This is a genomic window from Pseudomonas sp. Irchel s3f7 (assembly GCF_900187615.1).
GTDB lineage: Bacteria > Pseudomonadota > Gammaproteobacteria > Pseudomonadales > Pseudomonadaceae > Aquipseudomonas.
The window spans coordinates 18561-38551 of the sequence record NZ_FYDO01000015.1 but is presented as its reverse complement, the minus strand read 5'-3'; the positions used below and the strand labels follow the sequence as shown (position 1 = coordinate 38551).

Here is a 19991-nt window from a genome sequence, read left to right as displayed (position 1 = left end):
ACCTGTAGGAGCCGGCTTGCTGGCGATGGCGGTTACATTGCCGAAAACTATTTTGGCTGAGCCACAGTCCGCAAATACGGTTTCAGGGTCTTGAATCCATCCGGATACTTCTTCTTCGCATCCTCGTCAGACACCGACGTCGGAATGATCACATCTTCGCCCGGACGCCAGTTCACCGGCGTCGCCACAGTGTGCTTGGCATTGAGTTGCAGCGAATCGAGCAACCGCAGCACTTCATCGAAATTGCGCCCGGCACTCATGGGGTAGATCAGCATCGCCTTGACCTTTTTGTCCGGGCCGACAATGAACACCGAACGCACCGTGGCGTTGTCCACCGCCGTGCGCGAGCCGCCGCTGGCGTTGGGGTGGATCATGTCGTAGAGCTTGGCCACCACCAGGTTTTCGTCGCCGATGAGTGGATAGTTAACCGCCGTGCCCTGGGTCTCGGCGATATCACCCACCCAGCGGTTATGGTCGCTGACCGGGTCGATGCTCAGCCCGATAACCTTGGTGTTGCGCTTGTCGAACTCCGGTTTGAGTTTGGCCAGGTAGCCCAGCTCAGTCGTACAAACCGGAGTGAAATCCTTGGGATGGGAAAACAGAATCGCCCAGCCGTCGCCGATCCATTGATGAAAGTTGATGCTGCCCTCGGTGGTGTCAGCGGTGAAATCCGGTGCTTCGTCGCCAATACGAATTGCCATGTTCGATCTCCTTGCAGTGATGGACAGGGACGCCATCGGCACCGCATTTGCGATGCCCAGACGTGGACGCGGAACAGTATAGGAGAGCTTTCACGGCCCGTTGGCGACTAGCTCACCAACGCAATCAGCTGCTGACGCTGGGCGTCGGTGAGCATCGGGCCGAAGCCGGCGCCAGCGTTTTCCGCCATGTAGCGCGGGTTGCCGGTACCGGGAATGACACAAGTCACCGCAGAATGGGACAACAGGAATTTGAGCGCCAGTTGCGGCCAACTCTTGACCCCGACCTGCGCGGCCCAACCTGGCAGTGGTTTGCCCTGAAGCCGATCAATCAAGCCGCCACCCCCAAACGGGCGATTGCAAATCACCGCCACGCCTCGGTCGCGACACAGCGGCAGGATGCGTTTTTCGACGCCACGGTCATCCAGCGCATAGTTGATCTGCAAGAAGTCCAGCGGCTCGGCCTTGAGCACCGCTTCCACTTCTTCATAGGCCGAAGCGGTGTAATGCGTGATGCCGATATAACGGATGCGCCCCGCTTCCTTCCAGTGGCGCAACGTCGGCAGATGGATTTGCCAGTCCAGCAGGTTATGGATCTGCATGAGGTCGATACGGTCGGTCTGCAACAGGCTGAAGGACTGCTCCATCTGCGCAATGCCTTCCTCGCGACCACGGGTCCACACCTTGGTCGCCAGAAACGCTGGCGAGCGTGGCTCATGGATCGACAACAGCTCACCGGTGGTCTGTTCGGCGCGACCGTACATCGGTGAGCTGTCGATGACCTTGCCGCCCTTCTCGAACAACGCATTGAGCACGACGGCCAGGTTTTTGTAGGCTGGGTCCGAGGGCGCCATATCAAAACCGCGATAGGTGCCCAGGCCGACGATCGGCAATGACTCATTGCTGGAAGGAATGACGCGGGTCTGCATGGTCTTGCCTCCTGTTCCCGTCGGCGGCGCCGATTGTGCACCGACCGGACCGAACGTGAAGACCGCCGAAGCACCGGCAGCCAGCGTGAGAAGTCTTCTACGGGTGTAACCCTCAGAATGGCTCATAAAATGCCCTTCACCAGTCGACCAGGTTTCGACTTGTTGCGCCTGACATTCCGTAATGCTTGCCACATCAGCGTAGCTGTCGCCGACGATTCTTCCCTGTTCGTCATACTTCAGGGCCGCCAACGCATTGAGCCACGCGGGCATCGGTGCCCTCCTTTACCGCCAGCTACACTTTGACAGCACCCCGGAGCCGTCAATGCCACCCACTAACGTTAGCCGAATGTCTCGAAAACTGGTGTTGCTCGTCGTCATCCTTGCCGCGCTGTATCTGGCGCTCTGCCTTCTGCTGTTTGTCTTTCAGCGCTCGCTGATCTACTACCCGCAACCCCGGGCCGCTGAATCGTCAGCAACGCTGCTGACGCTACCGGTCGACGACGCGCAGGTGCTTGTGTCGGTGCGTGCGCAGCATGGCCCGAAAGCGCTGATCTATTTCGGTGGCAATGCCGAGGACGTCTCACGCAGCCTGCCGGGGTACGCCGAAGCCTTCCCGGACCATGCCTTGTATTTCATGCATTACCGAGGCTTTGGCGGCAGCAGCGGTTCTCCCTCCGAAGAAGCCATCGCCCGCGATGCCATGGCCTTGTTCGACAAGGTTTACGCCGACCACCCGCAGATCACGGTGGTTGGGCGCAGCCTGGGTTCGGGGGTCGCCGTGCGCCTGGCCAGCGCCCGCCCGGCGACGAAACTGGTACTGGTCACGCCGTACAACAGTCTGGAAGAACTCGCAGTCCGCCAGTTCCGCTGGCTTCCTGTACATTGGCTGTTGAAGGACAGATTCGAATCCTGGCGCTATGCCGCGCACATCGCCGTGCCGACGAAGCTGATTGCCGCCGAACATGACGAAGTGATTCCCGGCGCCAGCACCCAGCGGCTCTATCGCCATTTCCTCCCCGGTGTGGCGTCGCTGCAGGTGATTCCAGGCGCGGGGCACAACTCGATCAGCGACAGTCCCGAGTATTTCAAGGCATTGGGTGAAGGGTTGGAAACGACGCATTAGTGTCTGTGGCGAGGGGGCTGCCCCCGCTGGACGGTTGGTGCGAGCGCCTACCCTTCGTCGGACATTGGGTTCCGGCACCAAACAGGCTCACGCCCGCCGTGAACCTTGTCCCAAGACGCCAGTCATACCAGCGCTTTCCCCCACTCCCATCGTCGTCATCTCTTTCGAGTTGTCCGCACCATGCGCCAAACTGTCGTTGCCTTGCGCTTTACTTCACTGTGCCTGTCTGCCTTGCTCCCCGTTCTTGCCAGCCCCGCCCATGCCAATGGGCAAAGGCAGCTGGTGGACGCCATCAACGACTATCGCGCTCACCCCCAGCGCTGCGACCGACGCCCGGCGCAACGCTTGTCGCCCCTGTCACTCAAGCCGAACCTGGCATTGCCCATCGGTTATGGCGGCGGATTGCGCGACCGATTGAAGGCTTCCGGCTATCAAGCGGTGACGGTGCGTTCCATTCGCGTGGTGGGTGCACAGGATGCCGAGGACGCATTCGACCTGCTTCAAGACGAGCACTGCGCAGCGCTGCTCGACAGCCAATACGCCGACATCGGCGTCACCCGTTCCGGGCGTGAATGGCAAGTGGTGCTTGCCAAGCCCGTGCTCGAGGGACAAACCGGCGATGCGCGAAGCGCCGGCAAGGCGTTGCTCGCGCAGGTCAATGCGGCGCGTGCAAAACCGCGCCTTTGCGGTCGTCAGCGCTTCGCCGCTGCCCGGCCCTTGAGCTGGAACCCCGCTTTGGGTGCCGCCGCCCAAGGTCACAGCAAGGCCATGGCCTACGATAACTATTTCGCGCATCGGGACCCCGATGGTGACATGCCCGCAGACCGGGCCAGGGCTGCCGGTTACCGTGGCCGGCAGATCGGTGAAAACATCGCTGCAGGTCAAGGCTCACCGAGCAAGGCGATGGCCGGTTGGCTCGCCAGCCCAGGGCACTGCGCCAACCTGATGAACCCGATATTCACTCAGGTCGGTGCCGCTTACGCCGCAGACTCGCGCAGCGACAAAGGCGTCTACTGGACCATGCTGTTCGGCGCGCCCTGATCCGACTGAATCGCACGCATGAAAAAGCCCGCATGTCGCGGGCTTTGATAATGAAAGAAAGTAGGTGGCCGGTGCTGGTCTCCGGCTTACAAGGTTTATCAGGACTCCCACAAAAGAGTGATGAAACTGTAAAGATGCTCTTCTGCTTCACACGGCATAAGGGCTGGATCCCAGCGCGGAGATCTTTCTAACCGTGTACCCTTCGGAACGCGCCCCACGTTTCCTTGCTATCCTTTTGCGCATCAGTCTGCGTCTTCACCTACAGGATTCAGATTAGCAAAATCAGCCGGATTGCCAAGGGCGGTTTTAGACCGATTATGTTCTAGAGAAAACGTGGCAGGACGGAAAAATACTATGCGCCACCCCCTGTGGGAGCGAGCCTGCTCGCGATGGCGTCAGTTCAGCCAACATTGATGTTGGCCGTGGCATTGCAATCGCGAGCAAGCTTGCTCCTACGAAAGGTTTGGTGCCTGTGATTCACGCAGGCCGGCGCACCACCCTCACCTTTCCGCTGCCGCCGCCACCGCAGAAAAACCGCTCGCCACCATCGAATTCCAACCCAGAAACCCCGACACCTTCAGGCATCTTGAGGCTTTCAAGGACCTCACCGGTTTTCGCGTCGACGCGGCGCAGTTCGCTCTCGTCGCCTTCCCATGTGCCGTGCCACAGAGCCCCCTCGACGAAGGTGACACCGGTGACAAAGCGGTTGGATTCAATGGTGCGCAGGATCTTGCCGTTTCCGGGGTCGATCTGGTGAATCTTGCGTTCCTGATACTGCCCCACCCACAGCGAGCCTTCGGCCCAGGTCAGTCCCGAATCGCTGCCACCACCGGGGGCGGGAATGGTCGAAAGGATATGTCCGGTCCGGGGATCGATTTTGTGGATGCGATCTTCGGCGATCTGGAACAGGTGCTCGCCATCAAAGGCAGTGCCGGCATGGGCGGCAACGTCAATCGAGCGCAGCACCTTGCCACTGTCCGGGTCCAGCGCATTGATTTTGCTATTGCAGGCAAACCAGACCTTCTCGCCATCCCACGTGACGCCGCATACATGGTCGACATCGGCAAACGGGCCGTATTCACGAATGATTTCAGCAGTTGCGTGTTTCATCCTGGCATTCCTCAACAAGGGGTTGTGGCGTCGATCCTAGCCACCGGGCAGCGAAACCGGGAGTAACAAGGTCGTCGCGAAACCGGGCACAGGCGGCGTCATCCAGCGCCGCGCTCGACCACGCCCCAGCGATTGCACCTTGCCTTGTTGCGCCAATGCTTCCAGTGCCCGTTGCACTGTGCGCTGGCTGGCATCCAGGGCCAACGCCAGCGCGGAACTCGACCACGGCTCACCGTCGGCAAGGCTGGCAAGCACCGCCGCAAACTTTTCCTCGACGGGTTGGGCCAGCACCATCACCTCCGGGCATGCCTGTGATTGCAGGACAAATCCTCGTGGGGTGGCGGTCACTTCTGCCAGGGGCTTGAGCGCTTTACGCAGCCTGCCGATTTCAACCCGCAGCCGTGCGCGATGGGATTCGTCGGAGAGTTTCAAACGGAACGCCCGCGCGATAAGTGTCTCTCTTGAAACATCGCCGGGCCACGCTTCAGCCAATGTCCGGGCAAGGATGAACAGCACCGGACGCGTGGCGAGGGAGACCGACATGCCACAGCCGCGCACGCTATATCGGCACGCATCCACCACCAATGCCGTCGAACCGAGCACGGCCTCGACCTCCTCCAGCAACACCGGCCGCGCTTCGCCTCGAACAATCAGGCGCGCCGCCGGGGTGTCGAGCAGACGTGCCGCGTGTTCGACCTCGGCCATCAGCGCCGGGATAGTCGCCTGTTCGGCCGCGTGTCGGGCCCGGGTCAGCGCTTCCTTTGCCGCGTTCGATTGCAGACGCCGAATGGCGATCCCCGCGACGACCAGTTCATGGATCGCACGCAAGGCCGGCGGCAATGGGCCGGGGTCGAGGTCTGAGAGTGTTTGCTGCACCTCGTCGAGTCGCCCGATCAGCAACAACCGACGGATTTGCAGGTACCGCGCATGCGCCGCGTTGAGCCGGTCACCGTGGGCCTCCAGCGTCACCCGCGCCGCTTCCAGCGCCTTTACCGGCCAGCCGAGTTCCCGCGAAGCCAAGGCGATTTCGGCCTCGGCCACCACGCACCGTGCGCGGGACAACACCTCCTTCGGGGCGAAGGCCCGGTGCGCACTTTTCACCAGTGCCCTGGCCCGCTCCAGATCTCCCAGTTGCGCCATGGCAATACCGCGCAAGGCCAGCGCCGGAGCGTCATTGCGCAAAGCAACGCGGTCCAGCGCGCCGAGCGGATCACCCGCCGCCAACGCCAGCGCTGCTGCCGTGATCATCGAGTCCATCGAAATCCCGCCACGCTTGTCACTCCCGCACCTGGATACTCCGGTTTAGTCTAAATCACGACTATCCACCAGGTGCGTACAAGATGAAGGGAGACCTGAGCGGTTTTACCACGGCAACTGGCAGCCAATCCGTTTCTCACGCCGGAGGAATCGTCGCCAGCGCACCAATCAAAATGGTCAATATCAGAAAACCGCCCAGAAAAATCGTCATCTTCGCCATACAACCTCCCATACCGTGAATGGGATTTATTGTGGGCCGATGACTGCACCCGTTACAGATGCAGATTGCGCGGAAAAATACGGATCAGCGTTGGCTGCGCTCGATGTCGATTATTGCGATGGCGGACCTTTTGCGCGAAAGGACTTGGTGGGCGATATCGACAAACGGCGTGAGGATCAAGCCGCGAAGCGTCAGGTAACGCTCGACATCCTGGTCACCCGTACCGAATTGCAGCGTCTCCGGCTTCGATTGCGTGACATAGAGCGTGCCGAACATCCAGTCCCAGAGTGACAGGTTAATGCCGAAGTTCTTGTTGAAGTGCCGGGACGCATTGCTGTGGTGGATCTGATGTTGCGCGGGGCTGCTCACCACGCGCTCGATCAACGGACCAAACGAAAACCAGACGTGGCTGTGGCGCAGGTTGGCTGCCAGTCCATTAAAGATGAAGACCATGTAGGTCACGCCAAACAGCGTGTAGCGGCTGATCTCCCCACCACAGGCGTACCAGAACAGTCCGGCGTAGGCGCCAATGCAAATCGTATCGCTGAGTTTTTCCACCACTTCTTCGAGAAAATGCGTTCGGCTGGCGGTGGCCGGCACCAGCACAGGCGCCGAATGATGGACTTTATGGAACGCCCACAGATAGCGGGAATGAAAGGCACGATGGCCCCAGTAATGGCTGAAATCCTTCACCAGAAACACGCCAAGCCCAAACAGCAGGGACAACGTGAGATTGTCCCCCACTTGCGTACGCGCCCCCCACAACCGGGTGAAAAATGCGCTGTAGTCCGCAGAACGCATGACGTACGGATCGACCAGGCCGACGATGGGCAGCACCAGGGCAACCTTGAGGACGGCGAGGACGAAGTAGTAGCGATAGTCCAGCAGGGCCGACCGGTGCAGATAGACCCGGCCGCCGCCGATGAACTGCCAGAATGAGCGCGCGTCGGTCAGCCCGCGTGCGCTCCTGAAGCGGAACAGACACCAGGCGACACTGTAAGACGACAGTAGAAACGCCAGGCACAGGCGACCGTTCACATCAAAGAGCCCAAAAAACTGCTCGGTGACCGGCTCAACCAGGTAGTGATGTAACGCGGCGAGAACATCCATACCCGGCTGCCCAGCGAAAATGGTGGCGCATTGTAAATGAGAATGAGTCTTCAGTGTATATCCTGATCTCAGTCTTCACCCGCCAAGCGCAATGATCGCGACGATCAGCACCCCGCCCGTCACCGCCATCACCGCACCGCCCTGCCATGGTTTTGCACCGGCATACTTGGCGAGCATCCAGCCGGCGATGAACAGCACCAACAGCCCGATCAGGTTGGACAGGCGTATGGCAAGGGCTGTCTGGTCAAGCAGGATGAACGGCACCACCAGCGGAAACGTCGAGCCGGCGACCAACAGAAAAACCCCAAGTGCGCCTTTGAAATCATCCCAGCCGAGGCTCGCCTGCTCGGGCAGCGAAGGCTGTTCAAGCAGGCGGCTGCGCAACAATTCCAGGCCTTCCGTGCCGGCCGCCGCCGCGAGATGCAGCGGCAGTACTTGTGCAACCAGTGCCTGACCGTTCGCCGAATTCGCACCGTTTCGCAAGCTGACGTACAACTTGATCCTGCGCGTGCGCTCCACCAATGTCCGCAGCAGATACATCACCGCATCCGCCAACCCCCAGGCCAGATTGCAACCGAGCGCGGCGATCATCATCGTGCGTTCTGCCGATTGATCTGCGGTTGCCACGCTGATGGTTCCCGTAAAAGTCATGGCCATCAACAGGCCGAAAATCACTTCGGTAATGCGCTCCACGGGATCGAGTACCCGTGCCCTTTTTTGTTCTGATCGACTTTGCATGCGTCTTCGCCTTGAAGGTTTGTTTCCAACCATTTACTCGCAGTTTTTAGCCGTTGCAGGGCCCATGAGTGGCGTGTATCGTCCTGGCCCGCTCAAGTGTAGTTTGAGCGGCTACACTCAGCCGAGCACATCTGCTGATTCAAAGGGGGCCAATTCATGCTTGATTACTTTGCACTGGGTCTGTTGATTTTTGTCGGGCTTGTTCTGTTCTACGGAATCATCGTCCTTCACGACATTCCTTATGAAATTTCCGTACACCGCAACCACCCCCATCAAGACGCGATCCACGCCACTGGCTGGGTCAGCTTGTTCACCCTGCACGCATTGTGGCCATTTTTGTGGATATGGGCGATGGCTTACAGGGAAGATCGGGGCTGGGGCTTCGGCGACGGCGGAACACCGAAAAGTCATGTGATTCACCTCGAACAACAAGTCGCGGAACTGCAAGGTCGCGTCCAGCGCCTCGAAGCGGCGACGGGCACGACGCACTCCGCATTGCCGACGGACAATAAAGGCGAGGGCATCTAAGCCATGGATCTCTTACTTATCCTGACGTATGCAGCCCTCTGCGTTGCAATCTTCAAAATCTTCCGCATTCCCTTGAACAAGTGGACGGTCCCCACGGCGGTACTGGGCGGGATCGTGATTATCGGCGCGCTGATTTTCACGATGAACTACAACCACCCCTACTCCGAGGTGGCCCGATCGTATTTCGTGTCGGTCCCAGTGATCCCCGTGGTCAGTGGCCAGGTGATCGACGTGCCGGTCAAGACCAACGAGTCGCTGGAAAAAGGCGATATTCTGTTTCGCCTGGACCCTGCGCCGTTTGAATACCGGGTGAAATCCCTCAAGGCGCAACTGATTGCCGCGCAGGCCGACCGTGCCCGGATCAGCGAACTGATCAAGCGTAACTTCGCCACTCAACGCGAACTGGATACCGTCGTCGCTCGAAGCGATGACCTGAAGGCACAACTGGACAACGCGCAGTACGAACTCGAGAACACCACGGTCCGTGCACCGAGCAAAGGTTTCGTCACTCACGTTTCGCTGCGTCCGGGCATGATGGCGACCCGATTGCCGCTGCGCCCTTCCATGGTGTTCATTCCTGACGAGGGGCATTACTTCTCGGCGTGGATGCGTCAGAACAGCTTGCTGCGTTTGACCGAAGGCGACGAGGCTGAAGTCGCGTTCGACGGCATTCCCGGCAAGGTGTTCGAAGGCAAGGTCAAAAGTGTCATTTCCGTGATCGCTGAAGGCCAGGTCCAGCCTTCGGGCACGCTCATCGGCTTCACGGGTTCACCGCCCGCGGGCCGCGTGCCGGTGATCATTGAAATCACCGACCCCGATTACGCCCAGTACGCTCAACAGATGCCAGGTGGCGCTTACGGACAGGCCGCCGTCTACAGCCAGCATTTTCACCATATCGCCATGATGCGCAAGATCCTGTTGCGCATGGCAGCGTGGATGAACTACATCTTCCCGTTCCATTGATTCAAGGGGACATGGCGTAGCTTGACGACCCGGTCGTCAGGCTACGCCAATCTCCACGACCCCCTCATTCAAACGCACGGGCCAGACGCGCAACTGCTGTTGCGGGTCTTCCAGGCAGCAACCGTCTTCCAGGCGAAAGTGCTGTTTGTAGATCGGCGCGGCAACCACCAAATCCCCCTTGATACTGCCGACCAGGCCACGACCAATGACATTCGCCCCCGATTTCGGGTCGTGATTGTCGATGGCGTAAAGCGTCTGGCCTTCGACCGATGGCAGATAGAACAGCGCCACTTGCGCGCCGTCATGCCACACCACGACGCCGGAGTTGTTCACCAGGTCTTGTTCATTGCAGACGGATTGCCAGGCCCCGGACTGCAGGGACTCGGCGCGTTGGGTATTGAATGGGCTCATCAGGCAATCTCCTCGGTGACAGGGATAAGGTTGAGTTCAGCGGCCATGATCGGACGACGCTGACCGCGCTCCTGGACAAAGTGGATGTCCGGGTCCGGGCGCTTGTCGTTGACGAAGGTGCGGAAGCGCTTGAGTTTTTCCGGGTCCTTGAGGGCGTTGGCCCACTCGCATTCATAGCGATCGACCACCAGCTGCATCTGCGATTCGAGTTCGGCACCGAGCCCGAGGCTGTCGTGAATGATCACGTCCTTGAGGTAGTCCAGGCCCCCTTCCAGGCTTTCGCGCCAGACCGAGGTGCGCTGCAATTTGTCGGCGGTGCGGATGTAGAACATCAGGAAGCGGTCGATGTAGCGGATCAGGGTTTCATCATCAAGGTCGGTGGCGAACAGCTCGGCATGACGCGGGCGCATGCCGCCGTTACCGGCGATGTAGAGGTTCCAGCCCTTCTCGGTGGCTATCACGCCCACGTCCTTGCTCTGCGCCTCGGCGCACTCGCGGGTGCAACCGGACACGGCGAACTTGAGCTTGTGCGGCGAGCGCAAACCCTTGTAGCGGTCCTCGATGGTCAGGGCCATTTGCACACTGTCCTGCACGCCGTAACGGCACCAGGTGCTGCCCACGCAAGACTTCACGGTGCGGGTCGATTTGCCGTAGGCGTGGCCGGTTTCGAAACCCGCCTCAATCAACTCGCCCCAGATCTCCGGCAACTGATGCAGTTGCGCGCCGAACAGGTCGATGCGCTGGCCGCCGGTGATCTTGGTGTAGAGGTCGTACTTTTTCGCCACCACACCGATGGCGATCAGTTTGTCGGCAGTGATCTCGCCCCCCGGAATCCGCGGCACGACCGAGTAGGTGCCGTTTTTCTGCATGTTGGCCATGAACGTATCGTTGGTGTCCTGCAACGGCACCAGCGAGGTGTCCATGATCGGCTGGTTCCAGCACGAGGCGAGAATCGAGCCCACTGCCGGTTTGCACACATCGCAACCGGTGTGGCCGCGACCGTGTTTGGCCAGCAGTTCTTCGAAGGTGATCACCCCTTCCACACGCACCAGCGCATAGAGCTCCTGACGGGTGTAGGCGAAGTGTTCGCACAGGCTTTTATCGACGCTGACACCACGGGCAATCAACTCGTGCTCGAACACTTGCTTGAGCAATCCGGCGCAACCGCCGCAACCGGTACAGGCCTTGGTCTGCGTCTTGAGCAAGCCAAGGTCGCTGCAACCGCCGTCGATGGCCGAGCAGATCGCGCCCTTGGTGACGTTGTGGCACGAGCAAACGGTGGCCGACTCCGGCAGTGCGCCCGGGCCCAGGGTCGGGGCACCGGCCGACGACGGCAGGATCAGGCTGGCCGGTTCCGCGGGTAAGGCGATGCCGTTCTGCATGTATTGCAGCAAGGTGTCGTAGTAGCTGTTGTCGCCGACCAACACGGCGCCGAGCACGCGTTTACCCGTCTCGTCGACCACCAGGCGCCGGTAGCTCGCCGTGGCTTCATCGATGAACTGATAGCTGCGGGCGCCCGGTGTATTGCCGTGGGCGTCGCCGATGGAACCGACATCGACACCGAGCAGTTTCAGCTTGGTCGACATGTCGGCGCCGGTGAACGGCTCGGCGTCCTGCTGGCACAAACGGGTCGCAACGCTGCGGGCCATTTGATAACCCGGCGCGACCAGACCGAACAGGCTGCCGTTCCACGAAGCGCATTCGCCGATGGCGTAGATGTCGGGGTCGCTGCTCACGCAGTTATCGTCGATCACCACACCGCCACGCGGGCCGATTTCCAGTGCACATTGACGGCCCAGCGCATCCTGCGCACGGATCCCGGCGGAGAACACGATCAGGTCGGCTTCAAGAAATTCGTCATTGCCGAAATTCATCCGGTAGCGATATTGCTCACCCGCGCTGATCGACTGCGTGCCGCGTGCCAGATGCACGCCAACGCCGAGTCGTTCGATTTGCGCCTTGAGCGCACGACCGCCGTATTCGTCCAGTTGCACCGGCATCAAACGCGGGGCGAATTCGACCACGTGAGCTTCCAACCCCAGGCTTTTCAGCGCGTTGGCCGCTTCCAGGCCAAGCAACCCGCCGCCGACCACCACGCCGCGCCGGGCATTGGCCGCCGCCGCACGAATCCCGTCGAGGTCTTCGAGGGTGCGATACACCAGCCGCGAGTCGCCCTCGGCGCCTTCAATCGGCGGTACAAACGGATAGGACCCGGTGGCCAGCACCAGTTTGTCGTAAGCGACACTGCCTTGGGCGGTGATGACTTCGTGACGTTCGCGGTCGATCTCCAGCACCGGCACACCCAGGTGCAGCGTGACGCCCGGCGTCTGGTACAACGAAGCCTCGCCCAGCGCCAACGACTCGGCATCGCGACCGGTGAAGTACTCGGAAAGGTGCACACGGTCATAGGCGCGCATCGGCTCTTCGCTGAAAACGTGCAGCCGATAATGGTCAAGGGCACCGCGCTCGATCAGTTGCTCGACGCAATGATGTCCGACCATGCCATTGCCGATCACGACCAGCGTTTGCAGTTTGTTCAAAGTGGCAACATTGGAATTCATAAGAAGCACCCGGCCAATCCATCACGGTTCAAAAAGCAAAAAAAAACGCCTGAAACCTTGCGGTTCCAGGCGTCTTTGCCTGTTCTTTTATGGTGTTGAAATCAGACGGCTGTGCCTGATCCACCGATGTTGCCCTCGACCTGTGCGGCCAGTCGATCGTCGTTGACCGAGAGAGCTTTCCACGGAATAACCCATGGACTTGATGATGACGTTTGCAGCAACTGTGCCAGTCGACAGCAAAAGCCCTGTAACCCCATTGGCACCAACGGTTTGCGTTCATCCAGCCGCACAAACCCGCCCGGATCAACACTCACGGCTTCGCTTCCGACTGGTGCGACGCGAGCAGCCGGCGCTTTAAAAAAGTGCAGATTCGCAGGCTCCCGCCCCTTCATCCGCAGCCCCGAATGCGCTGTTCAGCAGAGATAACGCAGCAATCGAGCATTCTGGCGCGTGACTTGCTAGAACCTCACCAATAGGCAGTCAACGCTGATTGCCCACATACGACAAAGGCGCCGTGTAACCCCCGTTTTAACGGAGGGTCACATGGCGCCTTTTTTGTTTCCGGGTTCGGCAAGTGCTGGCAAAAGATCCAAGGGGCGAAGATGGCAAGTAAATCCGTACGCAGCGTGTGTCCCTATTGCGGTGTGGGCTGCGGCATCGTCATGCAGGTCGAAGACAACCGCGTGATCAAGGTGACTGGCGACAAGACCCATCCGGCCAATGCCGGCCGTCTGTGCACCAAAGGCACCACCAGCGGGCAGGCGATTGCCGAGTCGGGGCGTATGGAAAATGCCTACCTGCGCCAGGAGCGCGATCGCGACCCGGTGCGCGTGACGATGGACAACGCCATCAACGAAACAGCCGCCAGACTGCGCCACATTCTGGATTCCCACGGTCCCGATGCCCTGTCCTTCTATGTGTCCGGGCAGATGTCGCTGGAGGCCCAGTACCTGGTCAACAAACTGGCCAAGGGTTTTGTCCGCACCCCTCACATCGAATCCAATTCCCGCCTGTGCATGGCCAGCGCCAGCAGCGGCTACAAACTGTCCCTCGGCGCCGACGGGCCGCCCGGCTCTTATGACGACTTCGATCACGCGGACCTGTTCTTGGTGATCGGCGCGAACATGGCCGACTGTCACCCGATTCTGTTCCTGCGCATGATGGACCGGGTCAAGGCCGGGGCGAAGCTGATCGTGGTCGATCCACGGCGCAGCGCCACCGCGCTCAAGGCCGACCTGTTCCTGCCGATCAAACCCGGCACCGACCTCGCGTTGCTCAACGGTTTGCTGCACCTGCTGGTGAAAAACGGCCACACCGACCCGGCCTTCATCGCCTCCTTCACCCAAGGTTGGGAGGCCATGCCCGGGTTTCTGGAGGACTACCCAGCAGACAAGGTTGCCGAGATCACCGGCCTTCCTGAGGCGGACATTCGCCAGGCCGCGCAGTGGATTGGCGAGGCCGCTGAATGGATGAGTTGCTGGACCATGGGCCTGAACCAAAGCACCCACGGCACCTGGAACACCAACGCGCTGTGCAACCTGCACCTGGCCACTGGCGCCATCTGCCGACCAGGCAGCGGACCGTTTTCCCTGACCGGGCAACCGAACGCCATGGGCGGACGCGAAATGGGCTACATGGGGCCGGGCCTGCCGGGACAGCGTTCGACGCTGGTCGAGGCTGACCGCGTATTCATCGAAGACCTGTGGCGCATCCCGCACGGCAGCCTCCCAACGACTACCGGCGCAGGCACCGTGGCGATGTTCGAGCAAATGCGCGCCGGCCAGATCAAGGCTTGCTGGATCATCTGCACCAACCCGGTGGCGTCTGCGCCCAATCGCCAGAGCGTCATTGAAGGATTACAGGCGGCTGAACTGGTCATCACGCAGGATGCCTTTCTCGATACCGAGACCAACCGCTACGCCGACATCCTGCTGCCGGGCGCACTCTGGGCCGAAGCCGAAGGCGTGATGATCAACTCCGAGCGCAACCTGACACTGATGCAAAAAGCCGTGGAACCACCCGGCGAAACGCTGCCCGACTGGCAAATCATCGCCCGAGTGGCGTGCGCGATGGGCTTCGCCGAAGCCTTCACTTATGCCGACGCCAGCGAAGTGTTTGAAGAAATCAAACGTGCCTGGAACCCGGCCACCGGCTATGACATTCGCGGCGCCAGCTACCCGCGTCTGCGCGAGAAACCGCTGCAATGGCCTTGCGCGTCCGAGTCCGACGCCGATCGCAATCCGATTCGCTACATCGACAAGGATGCAGATCTCAGCGCGCCCGCCATCACATTTCCGACCCGCCACGGCAAGGGCATTTTCCTGCCGCGTCCGCACCTGGCGCCCGCCGAAATGCCCGATGAGTCCTTTCCTTTCGTGCTCAACACCGGCCGCTTGCAGCACCAATGGCACACCCTGACCAAGACCGGCAAAGTCGAGACGCTGAACAAACTCAATCCGGGGCCATTCATTGAAATTCACCCTGAGGATGCGCGTCAGTTGGGCCTCAAGGACAAGGACCCGGTCGAAGTGCGTTCAGTGCGCGGCCGCGCCGTGTTGCCCGCCGTGGTGACCGACCGGGTGCGCCAGGGCAATTGCTTTGCGCCGTTTCACTGGAGCGATGTGTTCGGCGAGCACTTGGCAATCAACGCCGTCACCAACGACGCCGTCGACGCCCTTTCGCAGCAGCCTGAACTCAAGTTCTGCGCCGTCGCCCTGCAACGGGTCGAACTGATCGAGCACCGGTTCCTCGATACCCCGGCGCCGGCCACGGTCACGGTCACCCCACTCCCCGCTTTGACAGAGGAAATTGCCATGTCGAGCCTCTCGGCCTTCGCTGACCTCGTGGGCATCAGCAGCCTGCCGTCTCCTCAACTCAATGATCGTGAACGCACCTACCTCGCCGGTTTTATCAGCGGCCTGCAATCCCCGGCCGGTCGTCAAGTGAGCGGCGTGCCGGTCATGCCGTCCAACGCGCCTTTGGCTGCGGATACGCGACTCTGGCTGGACGGCGTTCTCGGCGGGCTGTTCAGTCGAGTTGAGCCTGACAGCCATGCCCCGGCGACAGTCACCGATCAGCCGGCCGTGACCCTGTTATGGGCCTCGCAAACCGGCAATGCCGAAGCGCTGGCCGAGCGTTTTGCCGCGCGTCTGCGGGACGACGGTGTCAGCGTGGAGCTGAGCGCGATGGCGGACTTTCCCGCCAGCAAACTCGCCAATACCCAGACGCTGGCACTGATCAGCAGCACCTTCGGCGACGGCGATCCGCCAGACAACGGCGAAGGCTTCTGGCACACCCTCAACACCGCCGAGACGCGCCTGGAGTCACTGCGCTTTGCCGTGCTCGCCTTGGGCGACCCCAACTACGATCAGTTCTGCCAGCACGGCAAAAAACTTGATCAACGCTTGCAAGAACTGGGGGCTACGCGTCTGCTGGAGCGGGTGGATTGCGATACCGAATTCGAGGAGCAAGCAGACGCCTGGCTCGCCGACCTGCGCAAAACCCTGAAGCCGAGAGCCACAGTAGAACCGTCGCCAAGTACCGGCAGCGATCCCGTCGAAACATCGGCAAAGTCCAGGCCTTACGCTTCACGCCTGCTGACCAACCTGCACCTCAACAGCCAGAGCCCGAACAAGGAAACCCGCATGTTCGCCCTCGACCTGGCGGATTCGGACCTGCGTTACGAGGCCGGAGACGCCTTGGGCGTTCACCCGCGCAACTGCCCTGAGCTGGTCAGCGAACTGCTCGATCTGACCCGGTTGCGCGGCGAAACCGCCGTGAGCATCGATCAACGCGGCGAAGTGCCGCTGCATCAAGCCCTGACCGAGCATTTCGAAATCGCACGCCCGAACAGCGAAACCCTGGCGTTCATCGCCGAGCGCAGCACCAACCCCAGATTGAAACAACTGCTGGGCAGTGAGCGCAAAGCCGAATTAAAGGACTGGCTGTGGGGTCGGCAACTGGCGGACGTGTTGCAGGAGTTTCCGGTGAATTGCTCGGCGAGCGAGTTGCTGGGGACGTTGAAACGCCTACAACCGCGCCTGTACTCCATCGCTTCAAGCCCCAAGGCGCACCCTCGGGAAATCCACCTCACGGTGGCGGCCGTGCGCTATGGCAAACGCAAAGGCGTGTCTTCGACCTTTCTCGCCGACCGCGCCCAGAGCGGCAACGTGCCGGTGTTCGTCCAGCCGTCGAAGCACTTCCGCGCACCGGTCGATGGCGACGTGCCGATGATCATGATTGGCCCGGGCACCGGTGTGGCGCCGTTTCGCGCCTTCCTGCAGGAGCGCCGCGCCCGGGGCGACCAGGGCAAGAACTGGCTGTTCTTCGGCGAACAGCATGCCGCCACCGACTTCTACTACCGCGACGAACTGCAAGGCATGCAGCGCGACGGCACGCTGACGCAACTGAGCCTGGCGTTTTCCCGCGACCAGTCACAGAAGATCTACGTGCAGGACCGGATTCGCGAACAAGGTGCAGACCTGTGGCGCTGGTTGCAGGAGGGTGCGCAACTGTACGTCTGTGGCGACGCCAGCCAGATGGCCAAAGATGTCGATCGGGCCTTGCGCGAGGTTGCACAAAACCATGGTGGTCTCAGCGCCGAAAACGCCAGTGATTACTGGCGCCGGTTGAGCGAGCAGAAACGTTACTTGCGGGATGTTTACTGAAGGCCTCCCGGCGACGCTTGACGAGGCCGCTTCCTACAAACTGGGGAAGCGGCCTTCTTGAAGGCGCCGGTTTCAGACCGGATCGCGATAGAACACGTCGTCGGCGTACGGGTACCACCAGTCCTGAATCTTGGGCTGGTGATCGATGATGACCATCTTCGAACGGCGGAATGCCTCAAGCCCCTGACGCCCCAGTTCACGCCCAAGGCCCGACATTTTCCAGCCACCGAACGGCAGCGCATCGTTGTCGATCAGCGGGTTGTTGACCCAGACCATGCCCGCCTCCAGCCGCTCGGCGGCCTCCATGGCTTCGGCCAGGTCGGTGGAGAACAGCGACGCGCCAAGGCCGAACGGCGAATCATTGGCCAGCCGCACGGCTTCGTCGAAGTCGCTCACACGGCAGATCGCCGCCACCGGGCCGAAGCACTCTTCCTGCAGGATCGCCATGTCGCCGGTCACGCCGGTGAGGATGGTCGGCTCGTAGAACCAGCCCACCGTGTGCTGTGGCGGAATTCGCCCGCCGCAGACCACGGTTGCGCCCTTGGCCACGGCGTCATCGACCAGGCGCATGACTTTGTTGCGCGCCGCCTCGCTGACCATCGGCCCGATTTCCGAACGCTCCAGGCCGTGGCCGATGCGCAAGGCACGGGTGCGCTCGGCGAACCTGGCGACAAACTCGTCATGAATCTCGTCGACCACATAAAAACGTTCGGCCGAGGTGCAAATCTGCCCACTGAGATGAAACGCTGCGGTCACCGCGCCGGCCGCTGCAACTTCCAGGGGCGCATGCTTGGAAATGATCAGCGGATCACTGCCACCGGCCTCGATCACACAGGGTTTCATCCGTTCGGCACACGCCACGGCAACGGCCTTGCCCGCCGCCACGCTGCCGGTGAACGCTACCGCATGGGTCTGTTCCGACTGCACCAGCAGCTGCGCGGTTGCAGCATCGCCCGGCACGCAGGACACCAGCCCCGGCAACAGCGCCGTGAAATGCTCCATGAATTTGAGGGTGCACAGGGTCGTGGCTTCCGCCGGTTTGATGATGCAGGCGTTGCCCGCCGCCAGCGACGCGGCGACCGTCCAGCACATCAGCAGGATCGGAAAGTTGAACGGCATGATGTGCACGCTGACGCCATACGGCTCGTAACGCACATGCTGGAAAGAACCGATTTGCGTAGTGCCGGCCACCTTACCGGCATCGTCCCGGGCCATTTCCGCGTAGTAGCGAAAGATCGGCGCGCAGTTCGCCAGCTCGCCCATGGCCTCGGGAAACGGCTTGCCCATTTCGAGGGTCATCAGGCGTGCGACTTCGCGGTTGCAGGCCACGCTCTGTTCGATGGCGTTGGCCAGTTGATGCAGGCGTGCGGCGCGGCTTTTGGCATCGACCACGCGCCACTGTTTTTGCGCAGCGGTGGCGGCATCGATGGCGGCTTGTACGTCCGTTTCGCCACACAGACCGACCTGCCCCACCGGCTGCAAGGTCGCGGGGTCGAGCACTTCACGTACGCGGCCAGCCGTGAGCGGCAGGAATTCGGAGTTGATGAAACGCAAAGCGGTGTCAGTGTTGAACGTGGCCATGGGAGGATCCTTGAACCAATCGATAAGGGGTTTGGCGCAACATCGCCAGCGTCTCGGCGGGCAGTTCATCGCGCCAGCCCGAAACATGCCGGTCGAGCCACTGGCGCAGCGGCGCAAAGGCTTGGGCTTCAAGGGCGCGGACAAACAGGCCCAGAGTGCGCGGCAGGTGCGCCAGGTATCCGTGCTTGCCGTCGCGGCCCGCCAGGCGCACGAATATCCCCAGCACCTTGGCGTGACGCTGGGCCGCCAGGCACCGGTAATCGGCGAGAAAACGCAACGCATCCAGCTCCGGGCGCCGCAACAGGTAAAGAGTGATCAGTTTCTCTCGCAACGCTTCAGGCACATCGCGCCGGGCGTCTTCGAGCAGCGACATCAGGTCATAGGCCGCCGCCCCGACCAACGCGTCCTGAAAATCCAGCAAGCCGCAGGCCGCGACACCTTCACGGCCTTGCAACAGCATCAGGTTGTCGACATGGAAGTCCCGCAGCACCAAAGCTTCGCGGCGTTTTGCGACGTCGCGACAGGCGTCCGCGAACAGCGCCAGATACTCATCGCGCAGCTTGTGCGCCGCTTCTTTGCCGATCAACAGCGGCACGTACCAATCGATAAACAGTGCGTATTCGTCTGCCAGTCGTTGTTCGTCGTAAGGGGCCAGTTCAGCGGCTGATGGCGCGCGATGCAGCGTCACCAACGTATCGACTGCAAGGTGATACAACCCCGACTCCGAGTAGCCGGCCGCCAGCAGCCGGGTGTAGGTGTCGTGACCGAAATCCTCGATCAGGGCCAGCCCCGCCGCTTCGTCCACTTCCAGCAAGGCCGGCGCGGACAGGCCCAGCCCCTGCAACTGCCGGGCGACCCGTACAAACGGGCCGATGGGTTCGCTGTGGGGCGGCGAATCCATCAACAACAGCCCGGCGCCGTCCAGGCGAAAGTAGCGCCGGGTCGAAGCATCCGCCGGCAGCGCGATCAGCGCTGTCCCGGCGTAACCGGCACATGCCAGAAACGCTGCGCGCTGCTCTTCACGGGTTGGCAATGACGCCAGTGCATCTGTCAT

General features: G+C 61.2%; 16 protein-coding genes. 5 read left to right on the top strand and 11 right to left on the bottom strand.

Features of this window, described 5'->3' with window-relative positions:
- Positions 1–47: 47 nt before the first annotated feature.
- Positions 48–701 carry a peroxiredoxin gene (locus tag CKW19_RS14695; RefSeq protein ID WP_095058485.1) on the bottom strand — a complete coding sequence of 218 codons (654 nt, stop codon included), beginning with the start codon at positions 699–701 and terminating at the stop codon, positions 48–50.
- Positions 702–808: 107 nt separating this feature from the next.
- Positions 809–1753, bottom strand: a complete 945-nt coding sequence (locus CKW19_RS14690) for an aldo/keto reductase (RefSeq protein WP_177408816.1) — start codon at positions 1751–1753, stop codon at positions 809–811.
- Positions 1754–1949: 196 nt separating this feature from the next.
- Between CKW19_RS14690 and CKW19_RS14685 the strand changes: the two genes are divergently transcribed.
- Positions 1950–2750: an alpha/beta hydrolase gene (locus CKW19_RS14685; protein WP_095058484.1), complete on the top strand. Its 801-nt coding sequence runs from the start codon at positions 1950–1952 to the stop codon at positions 2748–2750.
- Positions 2751–2930: 180 nt separating this feature from the next.
- Positions 2931–3791: a CAP domain-containing protein gene (locus CKW19_RS14680; protein WP_095058483.1), complete on the top strand. Its 861-nt coding sequence runs from the start codon at positions 2931–2933 to the stop codon at positions 3789–3791.
- 477 nt (positions 3792–4268) lie between these two features.
- Here CKW19_RS14680 and CKW19_RS14675 read toward each other — a convergent pair whose 3' ends face one another.
- From CKW19_RS14675 to CKW19_RS14660, 4 genes are all read right to left on the bottom strand, one after another.
- Positions 4269–4901, bottom strand: a complete 633-nt coding sequence (locus CKW19_RS14675; RefSeq protein ID WP_095058482.1) for a PQQ-binding-like beta-propeller repeat protein — start codon at positions 4899–4901, stop codon at positions 4269–4271.
- Between the two features lie 36 nt (positions 4902–4937).
- Positions 4938–6158 (bottom strand): helix-turn-helix domain-containing protein, encoded by a 1221-nt coding sequence (locus CKW19_RS14670; RefSeq protein WP_095058481.1) that lies wholly within the window; start codon positions 6156–6158, stop codon positions 4938–4940.
- A gap of 304 nt (positions 6159–6462) precedes the next feature.
- Positions 6463–7488, bottom strand: coding sequence for a sterol desaturase family protein (locus tag CKW19_RS14665; RefSeq protein ID WP_095058480.1), 1026 nt, complete (start codon positions 7486–7488; stop codon positions 6463–6465).
- Between the two features lie 75 nt (positions 7489–7563).
- A complete protein-coding gene (locus tag CKW19_RS14660) occupies positions 7564–8226 on the bottom strand; it encodes a hypothetical protein (RefSeq protein ID WP_095058479.1) in 663 nt (220 codons plus the stop codon).
- 156 nt (positions 8227–8382) lie between these two features.
- On the opposite strand from CKW19_RS14660, the gene CKW19_RS14655 reads away from it, so the two are divergent.
- Together CKW19_RS14655 and CKW19_RS14650 are read left to right on the top strand one after the other, a co-directional pair.
- The gene (locus CKW19_RS14655; RefSeq protein WP_095058478.1) at positions 8383–8754 is read left to right on the top strand and encodes a DUF3302 domain-containing protein; all 372 of its coding nucleotides are present in this window, start codon (positions 8383–8385) and stop codon (positions 8752–8754) included.
- A gap of 3 nt (positions 8755–8757) precedes the next feature.
- The gene (locus CKW19_RS14650; protein ID WP_095058477.1) at positions 8758–9717 is read left to right on the top strand and encodes an HlyD family secretion protein; all 960 of its coding nucleotides are present in this window, start codon (positions 8758–8760) and stop codon (positions 9715–9717) included.
- A 36-nt stretch (positions 9718–9753) separates the two neighbouring features.
- Here CKW19_RS14650 and nirD read toward each other — a convergent pair whose 3' ends face one another.
- From nirD to CKW19_RS28450, 3 genes are all read right to left on the bottom strand, one after another.
- Positions 9754–10128 (bottom strand): nitrite reductase small subunit NirD, encoded by a 375-nt coding sequence (gene nirD, locus CKW19_RS14645; RefSeq protein WP_095058476.1) that lies wholly within the window; start codon positions 10126–10128, stop codon positions 9754–9756.
- The gene (gene nirB / locus CKW19_RS14640; protein ID WP_095058475.1) at positions 10128–12689 is read right to left on the bottom strand and encodes a nitrite reductase large subunit NirB; all 2562 of its coding nucleotides are present in this window, start codon (positions 12687–12689) and stop codon (positions 10128–10130) included. Before nirB ends, nirD begins: the two co-directional genes overlap by 1 nt.
- A gap of 101 nt (positions 12690–12790) precedes the next feature.
- The gene (locus CKW19_RS28450) at positions 12791–13003 is read right to left on the bottom strand and encodes a hypothetical protein (RefSeq protein WP_143498338.1); all 213 of its coding nucleotides are present in this window, start codon (positions 13001–13003) and stop codon (positions 12791–12793) included.
- A 288-nt stretch (positions 13004–13291) separates the two neighbouring features.
- Between CKW19_RS28450 and CKW19_RS14635 the strand changes: the two genes are divergently transcribed.
- Positions 13292–17356, top strand: a complete 4065-nt coding sequence (locus tag CKW19_RS14635) for a bifunctional nitrate reductase/sulfite reductase flavoprotein subunit alpha (protein WP_095058474.1) — start codon at positions 13292–13294, stop codon at positions 17354–17356.
- Between the two features lie 72 nt (positions 17357–17428).
- Here the strand turns inward: CKW19_RS14635 and CKW19_RS14630 are convergent, their stop codons facing one another.
- Positions 17429–18937: an aldehyde dehydrogenase gene (locus tag CKW19_RS14630; RefSeq protein ID WP_095058473.1), complete on the bottom strand. Its 1509-nt coding sequence runs from the start codon at positions 18935–18937 to the stop codon at positions 17429–17431.
- Positions 18918–19991: an aminoglycoside phosphotransferase family protein gene (locus CKW19_RS14625; protein WP_095058569.1), complete on the bottom strand. Its 1074-nt coding sequence runs from the start codon at positions 19989–19991 to the stop codon at positions 18918–18920. The genes CKW19_RS14630 and CKW19_RS14625 overlap by 20 nt, the downstream gene beginning before the upstream one ends.